The organism is Phenylobacterium sp. J426, from assembly GCF_024699945.1.
Classification (GTDB): Bacteria; Pseudomonadota; Alphaproteobacteria; order Caulobacterales; family Caulobacteraceae; genus Phenylobacterium.
This window is the reverse complement of sequence record NZ_JAJOMY010000001.1, coordinates 3,202,693-3,217,366: the sequence shown is the minus strand read 5'-3', so window position 1 is coordinate 3,217,366 and position 14,674 is coordinate 3,202,693. Positions and strand designations below refer to the sequence as shown.

The following is a 14,674-nucleotide window of genomic DNA, read 5'->3' as shown; positions in this document are numbered from 1 at the left end:
ACCGTCGCGCCCAACCGATGGCGGGCGTCAGGAAAGCGGGACTGTTTAGCAACGCCATCGCGTCGGGAGACTAGGGACCTGTGCTCCAAACTCAACAGCTATGTTGCCGTGAAGCTTCAGCAGCGGGCTAGCGCCGGCCGCGGGCCATCTCCACGCCGAGGTCCTGGATCTTCTTGCGCAGGGTATTGCGGTTGAGGCCGAGGATCTCGGCGGCGCGCACCTGATTGCCCCGCGTCGCCGACAGCGTGAGCTGGATGAGCGGCCGCTCCACCTCCTCCAGCACCCGGTCGTAGAGACCCGGCGGCGGAATGCCGTCGGGCTGGTCGGCGAAGTAGCCGGCCAGCTTCTGTTCCACGAGCTGGGCCAGCGTTGCGGGTCCTTCCTGGCCCTGCACGACCGGCTGCTGGTCGGCGAGCTCCTTCTCGATGATGCGCGCGCTGATCAAGTCCTCGCCGTAAAGCGCGCAGACTCGGCGGACGAGGTTCTCGAGCTCGCGCACGTTGCCCGGCCAGCTGTGCCGCTTCAGCCGCTCCAGGGCGCCGGCATCGATCGTCTTGGCCGGCAAGCCCTCTCGGTTGGCGCGAAGCAGGAAGGCGCGGGCCAGGTCCGGGATGTCCTCCACACGGTCGCGCAGGGGCGGCAGACGCAGCGGCGCCACGTTCAGGCGGAAGAAGAGGTCCTCGCGGAACAGCCCCTGCTGGATCAGGGCGCGCAGGTCACGATTGGTCGCGGCGATGATTCGCACGTTCGGCCTGCGGCCCGTCTTCGGGTTCAGGGCCGGCTCGGAGCCGTCGATGACGCGCAGCAGCCGGGTCTGGGCGTCGAGCGGCATGTCTCCGATCTCGTCGAGGAACAGCGTGCCGCCATCGGCGTCGACCAGCTTGCCGTAGTCGCCGTCCTCCTTCCCGAACAGCTCGGTCTCGACGCGCTCGCGCGGCGTGGCCGCCAGGTTGATGACCACGAACTTGCCGTCGCGCCGACGTCCCATGTCGTGCATGGCCCGGGCGACCAGTTCCTTGCCGGTGCCGCTCTCGCCGGTGATCAGGACCGTCAGATCCGCGCCGACGAGCCTGGCGATGGTCCGATAGACGTCCTGCATGGGCCCCGAGCGGCCGATGAGCGGCAGACGATCGTCGCGCACCGCCCTCGCCTGCGCCTTCGAGGCCTCGCTGTCGGCCGGCCGCGACAGGGCGCGCCGGGCGGCCGAGGTCATGTCGTCCAGGTCGAAGGGCTTTGGCACATACTCGAAGGCGCCGACCTCGGCCGCGTTCACCGCGGTGATGAGGTTGTTCTGGGCGCTCATGACGATGACCGGCAGCTTGGGCCGCTGCTTCTTGATGCGCGGCAGGACGTCAAAGACGTTCTCGTCCGGCATGACCACGTCGGTCACCACCAGGTCACCCTCGCCGTCCGAGACCCACTTCAGCAGGGTCGTGGCGTTCCCCGTGGCGCGCACCTGATAGCCGAGCCGCGTGAACGCCTGGCTGAGCACCAGCCGGATCGAACTGTCGTCGTCGGCGATCAGGATCTTCTTCGAAGCGGCGTTCATTCTGAGGCACCCTCGGCGGAAGCGATCGGCAGCAGGACGCGGAAGACGGTCCGGCCGGGCTCGGATTCGAAGTCGATCAGGCCGCCGTGGCCGGCGACGAGCTTGGCGACCAGGGCCAGGCCGAGGCCGGCGCCGCTGGGCTTGGAGCTGACGAAAGGCTGGAAAAGGCTCTCGCGCAGGTGCTCGGGCACGCCTGGGCCGTTGTCCTGGATCCGCACTTCCAGCGGCGCGCCCCGCAGCGCCTGTCCGCTGGCTGCGCGAACGCGAACGCCGTGGCGGTAGGCGGTGTGGATCGCGATCTCGCCGCGGCCGTCGCCACGGGCATGCGCCGCCTCGGCGGCGTTCTTCACCAGGTTGAGGAAGATCTGGATCAGTTGGTCTTCGTCGCCCAGCACCGGCGGCAGCGACGGATCGTACTTCTCGCGGAGCACCAGGCCGTCGGCCACGCCGTTGGCGGCCAGGGCCCTCACCCGATCGAGGATCTGGTGGATATTCAGCGGCGTGAGCTGCGGCAGGTGGTCGTCCGAGAACGCCTCCATCCGCTCAACGAGGCGCTTCACCCGATCCGTCTCGTCGACGATGAGTTGCGCCAGCGGGGGCGTCCTCACTCTTCGCGCCGGCCTTCAGCAGCTGAGCGGCCCCGCGGATTCCGGCCAGCGGGTTCTTGATCTCGTGCGCCAGCATGCGGCCGAGGCCCACCAGCGAGCGCAGCCCCGCGGCTTCCGTGGGGCCTCGCTCCACGCCGAGGCCAGACTTGACCGTAAGGGTCAGCAGCACCGAACCGTCACCCAGCGGGGCTGCGGCGCCGTCCGCCTCGAACGGAGGCAGGCCGAAGAGGCTGATGTGCACGCCGCGCTCGCGAACCCGCGCGCCTTCGTCGAGCGCCCGGTTCAGCAGGGAGACCAAGGCCGAGCCCGGCGGCAAGGCCGCGCGGAAGCGGCCCCGCGCCAGAAGGCCCAGCCCCTGGCCGAACAGCGCCTCGGCAGCCTCGTTCACCGCCACGAGCGCGCCCTCGGCGTCGACCACCATCGACGGATCGGGACTGAGGTCGAAGGCCGCCGCCTTCAGCAGGTCGGGATCGCGCCCGGTTGTCCTTGTCCGCGTACTTCCATTCATGCCGCCAACCTGTGATCTGAAGTCCCCCACAGGGCCGCGAGACCCCGTTCCACTTCAGAGGCGTCCTCCAGGCGGCACAGCGCCGCGCGCGCTTCTCTCCGGACCTGCGGATCGTCAGGCCAGGGGGCGTTTTCGATGTAGCTCGCCAGGTGCTTGCGGAAGATGCGAAGCCCGAGGCGATCGCCGTAGAACTTGAGCGTGTCGCGGAAATGATCCAGCGCGATCCCCAGCCGGGTCTCGCGATCGGGTGCGACGAACGTCCCGCCGGCAAGTTCCGTCTCGATCTGGGCGGCCACCCACGGCTTCCCGTAGACGCCGCGGCCCACCATCACCGCATCGGCGCCGGAGGCGGCCAGGGCCGCACGCGCCGTCGCACCGTCGACGATGTCGCCGTTGACGATGACCGGGATACGGACCTCGTCCTTCACGGCCTTCACGGCGCTCCAGTCGGCTGCGCCTTTGTAGAATTGGCAGCGGGTCCGGCCGTGGATCGTCACGGCCCGCACGCCCAGCGCCTCCGCGCGGGACGCGATCTCTGGGGCGTTCCTGGAGGCGTCGTCCCAGCCAAGGCGCATCTTCACAGTCACCGGCACGTCGACGGCCTCGACCGCAGCCGCCATGAGTTCGGCCGCCAGCTCGGGCGTGCGCATCAGCGCCGACCCGGCGGCGATGCCGGTCACCTCCTTGGCGGGGCAGCCGAAGTTCAGGTCGACGATCTGTGCGCCGGCCTCCACGGCGAGGCGTGCGCCCCGGCGGACGTGCTCGGCCTCGCGGCCGACGAGCTGGACAACCATGAGCGGAAGCCCCTCGCCCACCGCGGCGCGCCGCACGACGTCGGGTCGGCCGCGGGAGAACTCGGCGCAGGCGACCATCTCGGTTGCGACGTAGGCCGCGCCTTGGCGGCTGGCGGCCTTGCGGAACGGCAGGTCGGACACGCCGGTCATCGGCGCGATCCAGGCGCGGCCGCCGACATCAACACTGCCAACCTTGAGCTTTGTGCTCATTTCTTAATCATCCCCACCGCCGTGTTTTTAGGCAATTTGTCGAGCGCCGTAAAGCTGGAAGAAAGCCCCGCAGTTTTCTAAGACGGCGCCATGAGTTTCTCGGCGGTCGTTGTCGCAGCGGGGTCTGGCCTGAGGGCCGGACCGGGCGAACCCAAGGCCTGGCGCAGCCTGGGCGGACGCCCACTGCTGCGCTGGTCGGTCGAGGGCCTGCTGTCCGCCGGGGCGCGCGAAGTGGTCGTCGTCGTCGCCCACGACCGTCTGGGCCATGCGGATGAGGCTCTGGCCGGACTGGTGAACTGGCGTGCGGTGACCGGCGGCAAGACCCGGGCGGAATCCGTCCAGGCGGGCCTCGCGGCGCTGACCGCCACGCGGACCCAGGCGGTCCTGATCCACGACGCCGCTCGCCCCTTCGTCACCCAGGCGCATGTCGACCGACTGCTCGCAGCTCTCGACGTCGCCGACGGCGCGATCCCTACCCTGCCCGTGCCCGACACCTTGAAGCGCGGCGAAGGCCTGGTCGACGAAACCGTTCCGCGAGAGGGGCTTTACCGCGCCCAAACGCCGCAGGCGTTCCGGGTCGGCAAGCTGAAGGCGGCCTACCGCCGGTGGCCGGCGACGGAAGAGCCGACCGACGACGCCTCGGTCATGGAGCGCGCCGGCGGCAACGTCGCCATGGTGGCCGGCGACCCGCTGCTGATGAAGCTGACCTACCCCCAGGATTTCCTGCTGGCTGAGCAACTCGCCTCCGGCCGTCGGATCATCCGCATGGGCCACGGGATCGACGCCCATCGCTTCGGCCCCGGGGACGTCGTCTGGCTCTGTGGCGTGCGGATTCAGCACGACGTGGGGCTGGTGGGCCACTCCGATGCTGACTGCGGCCTGCACGCGCTGACGGACGCCGTCCTCGGGGCGATTGCTCAGGGCGACATCGGCGAGCACTTCCCGCCGACCGATCCGCGCTGGAAGGGCGCATCCTCGGATCAGTTCCTGACGCATGCCGTGAACCTGGTGAGCGCTCAGGGCGGCCGCATCCTCAACGCCGACGTCACCCTCGTCTGCGAACGACCCAAGATCCGCCCGCACCGCGACGCGATGCGCGAGCGCATCGCCGAGCTGCTGGGCCTGCCCGTGAACCGGGTGAGCGTAAAGGCGACCACGACCGAGGGCATGGGCTTCACCGGGCGCGAAGAAGGCCTCATGGCCCAGGCTGTCGTGTCCGTGGAGACGCCCCCTGATCTAGGGCAGCCAGGTCCAGCGCATCTTGAGGTTGGCGTACAGCGCGCCGGCCAGGTTCGTGTAGTCGTCGCGCCAAGGCCGCGCCAGGAACGGGTTGGCGCGCTCCCATCGCGGATCGGCCGCGAAGGCGGCCAGCGCCGCGTCGCTGCGGGCGACGATCACCACGTCCTCGGCCGATTCCCAGCTCCCCTGCGCAGACTGATCGGGTCGATAGCCCTGGACCAGGGCCCGTCCGCCCGCCGCCCGCGCGACCGCCTGAGCCGGGCCCATGAGATCCAGGTTGCGGTTGGACAGGTGCAACACGATCACCCCGTCGGGCTTGATACGCGCCAGATAGCCCTGCAGGGCCTCGACCGTGAGAAGGTGGGCCGGCACGGCGTCGGACGAGAACGCGTCGATCAGCAACACGTCATAGGTGTTCGCCGGCTGCTGCTGCAGCGTGAGGCGCGCGTCGCCGATCACGAAGTCGACCTGACCCTTGGCGCACCCTCTGACGTAGGTGAAGTACGCGGGATCCGTGGCGATCCGCTGCACCAGCGGGTCGATCTCGAAGAAGGTCAGATGATCTCCGGGCCGCACGTAGGCCGCCACCGAGCCGGTGCCGAGGCCTACGGCGCCGATCCGCAGGCTGGCGCGCTCCTGTTGCTTGCCGGCGAACACCTGACCGATCGGCGTGCGCGGCGTGTAGTAGACCAGCGGGTTGCAGCTGTAGGCCGGGTTCAACGACTGCGCGCCATGGAGCGTGGTGCCGTGCGCCAGCATCCGGACCTCACCGCCGAGGCTCGAGACATAGGTCTGCGACAGGCTCATCACGCCGAAGAAGCTGCGCCAGCTTTGGCGGGTGTCCGTGCGGTCGGCCGCGGCCTGGGCCGAAAACGACAGGACCGCGACGACGACGAAGAAGAAGACGGCCCGCGACCGCACCAGGAACGCGCAGATCACAGAGAGGACCAGCAGCCCCTTCATCCCCATGTCGAACAACTCGGACTGGTCGAAGGCGCCCACGACCGTCTCAGCGGTCATCCTGCTCCCGACGCCGGTGAGCAGGATCGGCATGGCCGCCGCCGCGACGACCCCCAGGACCATCAGGACCCAGGCGCCGGGCTCCACCTTGTCCAGCCGACCCCAGGGGCGCGCCAGACAGGCCAGCGCCAGGACCAGCGGATATTCCCAGACATTGTTGAAGATGACCGGGGCCACGAAGGCGTTGAACGCCCCGCCCACGACGCCGCCGATCGAAAGGCAGAGATAGAACTCGGTCAGGTGCGCCGGGTTTGGACGGCGCGCCACCAGCCGCTGATGGCACATCAGCGCGGTCAGGAAGAACGCCGCCAGGTGCACGAAGAACTGCAGCACGAAGTTGCTGGAGCGGAACGGCAACAACGCCGCGCAGGCCGCGAGCGCGGCGGCCTGGAAGACCAGGGTGAGCGCCGGCGAGATGGCCGGCTTGGCCTGAAAGGCGATGATGAAGGTGGTGAGGTACAGCGCCAGCGGCAGCACCCACAGGAACGGCGCTGAGGCCACATCGGTGGTTAGGTGGGCCGTCACCCCCAGCATGAGGCTCGCCGGAATGGCGGCGAGGCCGATCCAGGTCAGTCGGTCCGCCCAGCGCGGGGGGCGGCCGCCTTGGGCGCCTCTTCGGCCGCCGCAACCGCGCCTCGCGTCGCCAGCAGCCCAAGCGTCGCCATCAGCAGGACGAAACCCAGGTAGGCCGCGCTCCAGCCGTAACGCTGGCCGGCCAGGGTAGACAGCGGTTCGACGATCACCGGGTAGGCGAGCAGCGCCAGCAGACTGCCAAGATTGCTTGCTGCGTAGAGGACGTAAGGCTCCTTCCCCTCCGCCTGTCCGATCGTGCGGGCGTACCAGGCCTGGACCAGCGGCGCGGTCGCGGAGAGGATGGCGAAAGGCGCGCCGATGGAGAGCGACAGGACCGCAAGCAGCCAGAGATTGGGATGCTCGGAGGACGGCGGTCCAGCCAGGCCGTTCACCCGCAGCGGCAAGGCGAGCGCCGCCACCAGCAGGGCCGCGCAATGGACGATCGCCTGCCGACGGACGGAGGCGATCCGCTGGAGCGCGTGGGCGTAGAAGTAGCCGACCAGCAGCGCCAGCTGGAAGAACGCCATGCTGGTGTTCCAGACCGACGGGCTGCCGCCCAGCAGCGGCAGGACCAGCTTGGCCACCATGGGCTGCACCAGGAAGACCAGCGCCGCGCTCGAGAACGTGGTGACGGCGAACAGCGCCGGCGGCGCATAGGCCGGACGCGCGGTAGCGGCGAGCGTGGTCATTCGGTCTCCCGGCCCTTGATCGAGTCGGAACTTCCGGTGCTTGTGGTCTCGCGACAAGCCCAAAGCGGCGGCAACCTGCAGGAGAGCACGCCCCGATGTTCCCGCTCGAGATCGTGACCCTGGCCCGGCTGCTGATCGACGAAGCCCGTCAGCGGTCCCTGCGGATCGTCACGGCCGAGAGCTGCACGGCGGGACTGGTGGCGGGTGCGATCGGATCCATCGCCGGCGCCTCCGACGTGCTGGAGCGCGGCTTCGTCACCTATTCCAACCGCGCCAAGCAGGAGTTGCTGGGCGTGCCAGGCGATCTCATCGCCGACCTGGGCGCGGTGTCCGAGCCCGTGGCCCGCATGATGGCGGAGGGCGCCCTGGAGGCGTCGAACGCCCATCTCGCGGTCGCGATCACGGGCATCGCCGGTCCGGGCGGCGGAACGGCGATGAAGCCGGTGGGCACCGTACATATCGCCACGGCGCGCGCGAACGAGCGGATCCTGCACAAGGCGGAGCTGTTCGAGTTCGAAACGCGGGAGGAAATCCAGCTCGCCGCCGTGCAGTCGGCCCTGCAGGCGATGCTGGACCGGCTAAGCTAGCTTCGAGACTAGCCCGGCGAGATCTCGGGCTCCGCCCGGCCGTAGAGCGAAGCCGCCCTCGCCTCGAAACAGCCCATCAGCTTCTCCACCGCGTGGTGGAAATTCGCCTTCAGCAGCCCTTCCAGCAGGCGCGACTTGAACTGGAACTCGATGTCGAATTCGATGCGGGTGCAGCCGTGCCCGGCGTCGAGGAAGCGCCAGCGGTTCACCAGCTTGCGGAACGGGCCGGAGAGCAGGCTGACGTCGATCTGCCGGTTCAGCGCATCCCGGCGGACCCGGGTGGCGAAACGTTCCTTCAGGAAGGCGAAGCCGACGCTGGCCTCCGCGTCGAGGCTGTCGACCCCTTCGCTGAGCTTGCGCGCGTTCCAGGTGCGGAGCGCGGTGATCCAGGGGACGAACTCTGGGTAGCGGCTGACGTCGCCGACCAGTTCGAACAGCTGGTCGGGGGTGTAGGGCAACTGCTTGGAAACGTGGTGCCGCAAGATCCTACGCGGCCGCTTCCTTGGCCCGACGGGCCGCCTGCAGGCGCGCGAAGTCCTCGCCCGCATGGTGCGAGGAGCGGGTGAGCGGGCTGGCCGAGACCATCAGGAATCCCTTCGCGCGGGCGATCTCCTCCAACGCCCGGAATTCGTCCGGGTGGACGAAACGGTCGACCGGGGCGTGCTTGCGGGTGGGCTGCAGGTACTGACCGATAGTGATGAAATCGATGCCGGCGGAGCGCATGTCGTCCATCACCTGCATGACCTCCTCCTTCGTCTCGCCGAGGCCGACCATGATGCCGGACTTGGTGAACTGGGTGGGGTCGCGCTCCTTCACCCGCTCCAGCAGCCGCAGGGAGTGGTAGTAGCGGGCGCCCGGGCGGATCCCGAGGTAGAGCCGCGGCACGGTCTCGAGGTTGTGGTTGAAGACGTCGGGCCGAGCGTCGATCACCGACTCCAGCGCCGCGACCGGCTTGCGGGCGAAGTCGGGGGTCAGGATCTCGATGGTGGTCGTCGGCGACGCCGCCCGGATCGCTCGGATGGTTTCCACGAAGTGCCGCGCCCCGCCGTCGGCCAGGTCGTCGCGGTCCACCGAGGTGATGACCACGTGCTTCAGGCCCATCTTGGCGGTCGCCTCGCCAACCCGTCCCGGCTCGTCCAGGTCGAGCGGCAGCGGCTTGCCGGTGGCGACGTTGCAGAAGGCGCAGGCCCGCGTGCAGGTCTCGCCCATGATCATGAACGTGGCGTGGCTCTTGTCCCAGCACTCACCGATGTTGGGACAGCCGGCCTCCTCGCAGACGGTGACCAGCCGGTTGGTCTTCACGATCTCCCGGGTCTGCATGTAGCCGGGCGAGCCCGGCGCGCGGACACGCAGCCACTCGGGCTTCTTGAGCAGCGGCGTGTCGGGATTCGCCTGCTTCTCGGGGTGACGCGGTCGCGCGCCCACGGTGTCGATGACCACGGCCATGGCGCTTAAATCGTCGCTTGGGGCCCTCGGATCAAGCGCGCGATGCGTCGCGACGCCAGACCGCACCACAGATTGGCGCCGCCTCCACTACGCTTATGGTGGGACGAGACCTGACCGGAGATCGCATGCGGACGCTCGCCACCCTCGCCCTCGCCCTTGTCGCCGCCCCCGCCCTCGCCCAGACGCCGGGCGTGGCGGCGCGGCCTTTCGAGCCCGCGCCCTGGTGGATGGAGCGCCCGATCCTCGCCTCTACCGGCCATGTGTGGACCGAGGTTCCCGCCAACCGCGCCCAGGTGACCGCGACCTACGACGCCATCGATCGTGACGCCGCAGCAGCGCAGCGGGCCGCCGCCGACAAGGTGCGTACGCTGGGGCAGGCGCTGGCGGGCTATGGGGCCGACAAGGTGCGGGTGGAGACCACGTTCCGCATCCAGCCGCTTTACGACCAGTATCGGGATCGTCAGGGCGATGTGAACGAGAACCAGCGCGCCGACAAAATCGAGCGCTACCAGGTCGTGGCCAATGTCGCCGTCGAGATCCGGGACATCCGGCTGACCGAGCGGGTCTACGCGACCCTGATGGCGGCCAAGCCATCGTCGACGCAGCCGGTTCGCTTCCGCCTGCAGCCCGAGAACGAGACGCTGACTCAGATGTTCAGGCTGGCCGTCGAGGACGCCAAGCGGCGCGGCGAGCTGGCGACGGCCGCCGCCGGCGCCCGCCTGGGGACCGTGAAGCTGATCGATCCGACCGGACGGGCCTGCGAGACCGACGTGCTGGTCACCGGCGCCGGCCGCAGCTACGGCGGCGACACGGGCGCCTATCAGGTGCCGCCGCCAGCCCCTCCGCCGCCTCCGCCGCTGCCCGTGCCGCCGGTCGAACGGCGCGTGGAGGACGTAACGGTGACCGCAGCTCGAGCGGGCCAGCAGCTGGATCCCGAAGCGATCCGCCTGCCGCTGAACCCGCCGCTCCAGCGGCTCGAGCAGAAGGCGTGCGTGATCTTCAGCCTGGGCTAGCGCCGCCTCACGCGATGTAACCGATCTTTTCATCGCCGTGACTGAGGGATAGGTTCCCCGACCAACGATAACAGTCCGGGAGCGTGCGCCCTTGCGTCCGTTCGACAGCGCCAAGGCGCAGTCTTCCATTTTCGACGCCCTGATCGACGCGTCGAAGACCTATGGGGCCAAGAAGCCGATCCTGGAGGACCAGGAGCGCAACCCCCTCAGCTATACCGACTTGATCCGGGCCGCCTTTGCGCTGGGCCGGAAGCTGTCAGCCATGACCAGGAAGGGCGAGCGGGTCGGCGTCATGCTGCCGTCGAGCGCGGGGGGTGTCGTGACCTTCTTCGCCCTGCATGCCTTTGGCCGCGTGCCGACGATGCTCAACTTCACCGCGGGGATCCGCAACCTGCGCGCCGCCTGCGAACTGGCCGGCATCCAGCGGGTGCTGACGTCCCATCGGTTCGTCGAGCAGGGCAAGCTGCACGACCTGATCGACGCGCTCGAGACCAAGACCCAGATTACCTACCTCGAAGACGTCCGCGCCACGATCGGGCTCAGCGACAAGCTGTTCGCCGCGGCGGCCGGCGCCCTGCCGCGGCAGTTCCGGGCGCCCGTCGCGCCGTCCGATCCCGGAGTAATTCTCTTCACCTCCGGCAGCTTCGGGGCCCCACGGGGGGTCGTGCTGTCGAACGCCAACCTCGTCGCCAACTGCCGGCAGATCGCCCAGCACATCCCGTTGAACCCCGACTGGGTGTTCTTCAACCCGCTGCCGATCTTCCATGTCTTCGGCCTGACAGGCGGCGTCCTGCTGCCGGTGCTCACGGGGATGAAGGCGTTCCAGTACCCTTCGCCGCTGCACACCAAGCAGATCCCCCCGCTGATCAAGGACAGCAAGGCAGCGGTCCTGCTGGCCACCGACACTTTCGTGAACCAGTACGCCCGCGCCGCCGAGGCGGACGAGCTGTCGGGGCTGACCTTCGTGGTCTGCGGGGCGGAGAAGGTGCGCGACGAGACGCACAATCTCATCGCCGAGAAGTTCGGGCCTATTCCGCTCCTGGAAGGCTATGGCGCCACCGAATGCTCGCCGGTGATCGCGGTGAACACGCCCGTCGACAACCGTCGCGGGACGGTGGGCGGGCTGCTGCCGGGCATCGAGGTCAAGCTCGAAGCGGTGGAAGGCATTCCAGGCGGCGGCAAGATGCTGGTGCGTGGTCCCAACGTCATGTCGGGCTACTTGCAACCCGACGGGTCGGTCGAGCCTCTGCCCGACGGCTGGCACAACACCGGCGACGTGGTGTCGATCACCGACGACGACTGGGTGAAGATCCTGGGCCGCGTGAAGCGCTTCGCCAAGGTCGGCGGGGAGATGGTCTCGCTGACCGCCGCGGAAGACCTGGCCTCGGCCGTTTGGCCGGATTGCCGTCACGCCGTGGTCGCCATGCCCGACCCGAAGAAGGGCGAGCGGCTGATCCTGGTCACGGACCAGCGGAGCGCCGAGCCCGGCCCGCTGCTGGCCCACGCCCAGAAGATCGGGGCCCCGGAGCTCGCCGTGCCACGCAAGATCATCCGCGTGCCGGAAATCCCGGTGCTGGGCACCGGCAAGACCGACTACGTGGCTCTGCAGCGGATCGTCGAGGCGGAGCTGCGGCGGGCGGCCTAGGTGGAACGGTCGGTTGTACGCGTCGTCTGTATGCCGGCCTTGACCTTCATGATCGCCGGGTCGCTGGCGGCTGCGGCTCTTTATGCGATCGTGGGGTTCGTATGGGCCTTAGCCAAGCCAACCGGCGGCTCCGGCGACGCCATGCTCTTCAGCCTGCCGTTCCTCCTGTTCCCGGCGGCTATGATCACCTCGAGCCTGCCGATGCTTGCCGCAGGAGCAGCATCGTATCCGCTGAGCCGCTCCGGCCTTCCGCGCATCATGGCCACCATCGGGGTAGCTGTTGTGGCTGCGGGCGTCGGGCTCGCGGGGATGGCCCTGGCCGAGGTTGCGAAGATCTGGGCGTTCGGGTCGATCACGTCCCTGCAAGTCGCTTGCTTGGCCGCAGCCGCCTTCGTGCTCCACGCCCTATTGGGTCCCACGCTGGACAATAACGGTGGTCCACGTTGAGCTCCCCCTGCCGGCGTTGGCCGGTGGGAGGGACCAACCATGCCGAACCTCGACGTCTGGGCGCCGCGCGTGCTGAGCGTGCTGCGGATCATCACCGCCCTGCTCTTCATGCAGCACGGGCTGATGAAGCTGTTCGATTTTCCGGGGCCGCAGGAAGGCGCGCCGGATCCGTTGCCCCCGATGCTCGTGGCGGCCGCATGGATCGAGGTGGTCGGCGGAGGCCTCATCGCGCTCGGCCTGTTCACGCGCGCCGCGGCGTTTGTCTGCTCCGGCCAGATGGCCGTGGCCTACTTCATGGCACACGGTTCGCAGGGCTTCTGGCCCGCGCTGAACGGTGGCGAGCTCGCCATCATGTTCTGCTTCGTCTTCCTCTACCTGGTGTTCGCCGGCCCCGGCCCGTGGAGCCTGGACGCGATCCTGCGGAAGAAGACCTGAGACGGCGGCGCCCCGGCCAAGGCCGGGACGTTTCACGTCAGAGGTGCAGCACGCGTCCGTAGGCGTCGAGCGCGGCCTCGTGCATGGCCTCGCTCATGGTCGGGTGCGGGAAGACCGTGGCCTGGATCTCGGCCTCGGTGGCTTCCAGCGTCATCGCCAGCGCGAAGCCCTGGATCATCTCCGTGACCTCGTGGCCGACCATGTGGGCGCCGATCAGGGCGCCCGTCTTGCCGTCGAAGATGGTCTTCACCAGGCCGTCGACCTCGCCGGCGGCCACGGCCTTGCCGTTCACTCGGAACGGGAAACGCCCGACCTTCGGGTCCAGCCCCTGTTCCCTCGCCTGAGCCTCGGTGAGGCCCACCGACGCGATCTGGGGCGTCGTGTAGGTGCAGCCGGGGATCGGCGAGGTCAGGTTCGTCGGCCTCAGGCCCGCGATGTGCTCGATGCAGTGCACGCCCTCGTGGCTGGCCTTATGGGCGAGCCACGGCGGGCCGGCCACGTCGCCGATCGCATAGAGGCCGGGCACGCCCGTCGCGCCGTGCTTGTCCGTGACGATGTGGGTCTTCTCGACCTTCACGCCGAGGGCCTCGAGGCCGAGGTCCTCGACATTGCCCACAATGCCGATGGCGACGATGCAGACCTCAGCGTTCAGCGTCTCGGCCTTGCCGTCGGCCTCGATATCCAGGCTGACCCCCGTTTTGGACTTGGTCAGCTTCTTCACATTGGCCGGCACGCGAAACTTGATCCCGCGCTTCTCGAACACCTTGCGGGCCGTCTTGGAGATCTCCTCGTCTTCGACGGGAAGGATGCGCGGCATCATCTCGATCACCGTCACCTCCGAGCCCAGGGCCCGGTAGAAGCTGGCGAACTCCATGCCGATGGCGCCCGAGCCCACGACGACGAGCGACTTCGGCGCAGCCTTCGGCACGAGGGCCTCGCGGTAGGTCCAGACCCGCTCACCGTCTGGCTCCAGGCCTATTGCAGGGACCGTGCGAGCCCGGGCGCCCGTGGCCAGGATCACGTGCTTGGCGGTGAGCTTCCGTGAGCCCACCACGACGGTCGGCGCGGGCGAGCCTTTCTCAAGCCTCGCTGTCCCCTGCACCACCTCGATCTTGTGCTTCTTCATCAGGAAGGTGACGCCCGAGTTCATCTGGGCGGCGACCTTGCGCGAGCGCTGGACGATGCCGTCGAAGTCGAAGCCGCGCTTCTCCACCGACAGGCCGTAGTCCCTCAGGTGATCCAGTTGCTCGTAGACCTCGCCGGACTTCAGCAGCGCCTTGGTGGGGATGCAGCCCCAGTTCAGGCAGATGCCACCCAGTTCCGACCGCTCAACGATGGCGGTCTTGAAGCCCAGCTGCGAGGCGCGGATGGCGGTGACATAGCCACCCGGGCCAGAGCCGATGACCACGACGTCGAACTGATCCGCCATCAGAGCAAAGCCTCGATCGCGCCTTCCAGCGCCTTGGGTTCAACGGTGGGGGCGAAACGGCCCGTGACCTTGCCTGAGCGGTCCACGAGGAACTTGGTGAAGTTCCACTTGATACCTTCGGTGCCCAGCACGCCCTTCTTCTGCGCCTTGAGGTAGGCGTAGAGCGGGTGCGCGCTCGGGCCGTTCACGTCCACCTTGCGCATCATCGGGAAGTCGACGTCGTAGGTCAGCGAGCAGAAGGACTTGATCTCCTCCGCGTCGCCAGGCTCCTGCTGGCCGAACTGATTGCAGGGAAAGCCCAGCACCACCAGGCCGCGGTCGCGATACTTCCGATAGAGCTCTTCCAGCCCCGCGTACTGTTTGGTGAAGCCGCACTTGCTGGCGGTGTTCACGATCAGCACGACCTTGTCACGATAGTCGGCGAGCGGCGCCGGCTGGCCGTCGATGGTCTCGGCGGTGAAGTCGTAGATGCTGGTCATCGC

13 protein-coding genes and 2 pseudogenes are annotated in these 14,674 nt (G+C 68.6%); 6 read left to right on the top strand and 9 right to left on the bottom strand.

Annotation, left to right across the window (positions count from 1 at the left end; all coding sequences use genetic code 11):
- Positions 1 to 127: 127 nt before the first annotated feature.
- The 3 genes and pseudogenes from ntrC to dusB all read right to left on the bottom strand — a co-directional run bounded on the left by ntrC (position 128) and on the right by dusB (position 3,669).
- Positions 128 to 1,549 carry a nitrogen regulation protein NR(I) gene (gene ntrC / locus LRS10_RS16930; protein WP_257838281.1) on the bottom strand — a complete coding sequence of 474 codons (1,422 nt, stop codon included), beginning with the start codon at positions 1,547 to 1,549 and terminating at the stop codon, positions 128 to 130.
- A pseudogene (locus LRS10_RS16925) lies at positions 1,546 to 2,665 on the bottom strand (nitrogen regulation protein NR(II)). Before LRS10_RS16925 ends, ntrC begins: the two are co-directional and overlap by 4 nt.
- On the bottom strand, positions 2,662 to 3,669 hold the full coding sequence (gene dusB, locus LRS10_RS16920) for a tRNA dihydrouridine synthase DusB (RefSeq protein ID WP_257838280.1): 1,008 nt from the start codon (positions 3,667 to 3,669) through the stop codon (positions 2,662 to 2,664). The pseudogene LRS10_RS16925 and the gene dusB overlap by 4 nt, the downstream one beginning before the upstream one ends.
- A gap of 90 nt (positions 3,670 to 3,759) precedes the next feature.
- On the opposite strand from dusB, the pseudogene LRS10_RS16915 reads away from it, so the two are divergent.
- Positions 3,760 to 4,899, top strand: a pseudogene (locus LRS10_RS16915) (bifunctional 2-C-methyl-D-erythritol 4-phosphate cytidylyltransferase/2-C-methyl-D-erythritol 2,4-cyclodiphosphate synthase); the annotation flags it as partial.
- 6 nt (positions 4,900 to 4,905) lie between these two features.
- On the opposite strand, the gene LRS10_RS16910 reads toward LRS10_RS16915, so the two are convergent.
- Both LRS10_RS16910 and LRS10_RS16905 read right to left on the bottom strand, forming a co-directional pair.
- Positions 4,906 to 6,462, bottom strand: a complete 1,557-nt coding sequence (locus LRS10_RS16910) for a spermidine synthase (RefSeq protein ID WP_257838279.1) — start codon at positions 6,460 to 6,462, stop codon at positions 4,906 to 4,908.
- Between the two features lie 35 nt (positions 6,463 to 6,497).
- Positions 6,498 to 7,190, bottom strand: a complete 693-nt coding sequence (locus tag LRS10_RS16905; protein WP_257838278.1) for a hypothetical protein — start codon at positions 7,188 to 7,190, stop codon at positions 6,498 to 6,500.
- A 95-nt stretch (positions 7,191 to 7,285) separates the two neighbouring features.
- Here LRS10_RS16905 and LRS10_RS16900 point away from each other — a divergent pair, with 95 nt between their 5' ends.
- A complete protein-coding gene (locus LRS10_RS16900) occupies positions 7,286 to 7,777 on the top strand; it encodes a CinA family protein (RefSeq protein WP_257838277.1) in 492 nt (163 codons plus the stop codon).
- 8 nt (positions 7,778 to 7,785) lie between these two features.
- Here LRS10_RS16900 and LRS10_RS16895 read toward each other — a convergent pair whose 3' ends face one another.
- Together LRS10_RS16895 and lipA are read right to left on the bottom strand one after the other, a co-directional pair.
- A complete protein-coding gene (locus LRS10_RS16895) occupies positions 7,786 to 8,262 on the bottom strand; it encodes a type II toxin-antitoxin system RatA family toxin (protein WP_257839195.1) in 477 nt (158 codons plus the stop codon).
- A 1-nt stretch (position 8,263) separates the two neighbouring features.
- Positions 8,264 to 9,223: a lipoyl synthase gene (lipA, locus tag LRS10_RS16890; protein ID WP_257838276.1), complete on the bottom strand. Its 960-nt coding sequence runs from the start codon at positions 9,221 to 9,223 to the stop codon at positions 8,264 to 8,266.
- A 125-nt stretch (positions 9,224 to 9,348) separates the two neighbouring features.
- Between lipA and LRS10_RS16885 the strand changes: the two genes are divergently transcribed.
- From LRS10_RS16885 to LRS10_RS16870, 4 genes are all read left to right on the top strand, one after another.
- Complete coding sequence (locus LRS10_RS16885; RefSeq protein WP_257838275.1) at positions 9,349 to 10,236, top strand: SIMPL domain-containing protein; 888 nt, start codon at positions 9,349 to 9,351, stop codon at positions 10,234 to 10,236.
- Positions 10,237 to 10,327: 91 nt separating this feature from the next.
- Positions 10,328 to 11,881 (top strand): AMP-binding protein, encoded by a 1,554-nt coding sequence (locus LRS10_RS16880; protein ID WP_257838274.1) that lies wholly within the window; start codon positions 10,328 to 10,330, stop codon positions 11,879 to 11,881.
- Positions 11,882 to 11,920: 39 nt separating this feature from the next.
- The gene (locus LRS10_RS16875) at positions 11,921 to 12,328 is read left to right on the top strand and encodes a hypothetical protein (RefSeq protein ID WP_257838273.1); all 408 of its coding nucleotides are present in this window, start codon (positions 11,921 to 11,923) and stop codon (positions 12,326 to 12,328) included.
- 69 nt (positions 12,329 to 12,397) lie between these two features.
- Positions 12,398 to 12,763, top strand: a complete 366-nt coding sequence (locus LRS10_RS16870) for a DoxX family protein (protein ID WP_374570221.1) — start codon at positions 12,398 to 12,400, stop codon at positions 12,761 to 12,763.
- Positions 12,764 to 12,800: 37 nt separating this feature from the next.
- On the opposite strand, the gene lpdA is transcribed toward LRS10_RS16870, so the two are convergent.
- The gene (gene lpdA / locus LRS10_RS16865; protein WP_257838271.1) at positions 12,801 to 14,192 is read right to left on the bottom strand and encodes a dihydrolipoyl dehydrogenase; all 1,392 of its coding nucleotides are present in this window, start codon (positions 14,190 to 14,192) and stop codon (positions 12,801 to 12,803) included.
- A complete protein-coding gene (locus LRS10_RS16860; protein WP_257838270.1) occupies positions 14,192 to 14,671 on the bottom strand; it encodes a glutathione peroxidase in 480 nt (159 codons plus the stop codon). The genes lpdA and LRS10_RS16860 overlap by 1 nt, the downstream gene beginning before the upstream one ends.
- Positions 14,672 to 14,674: the final 3 nt, after the last annotated feature.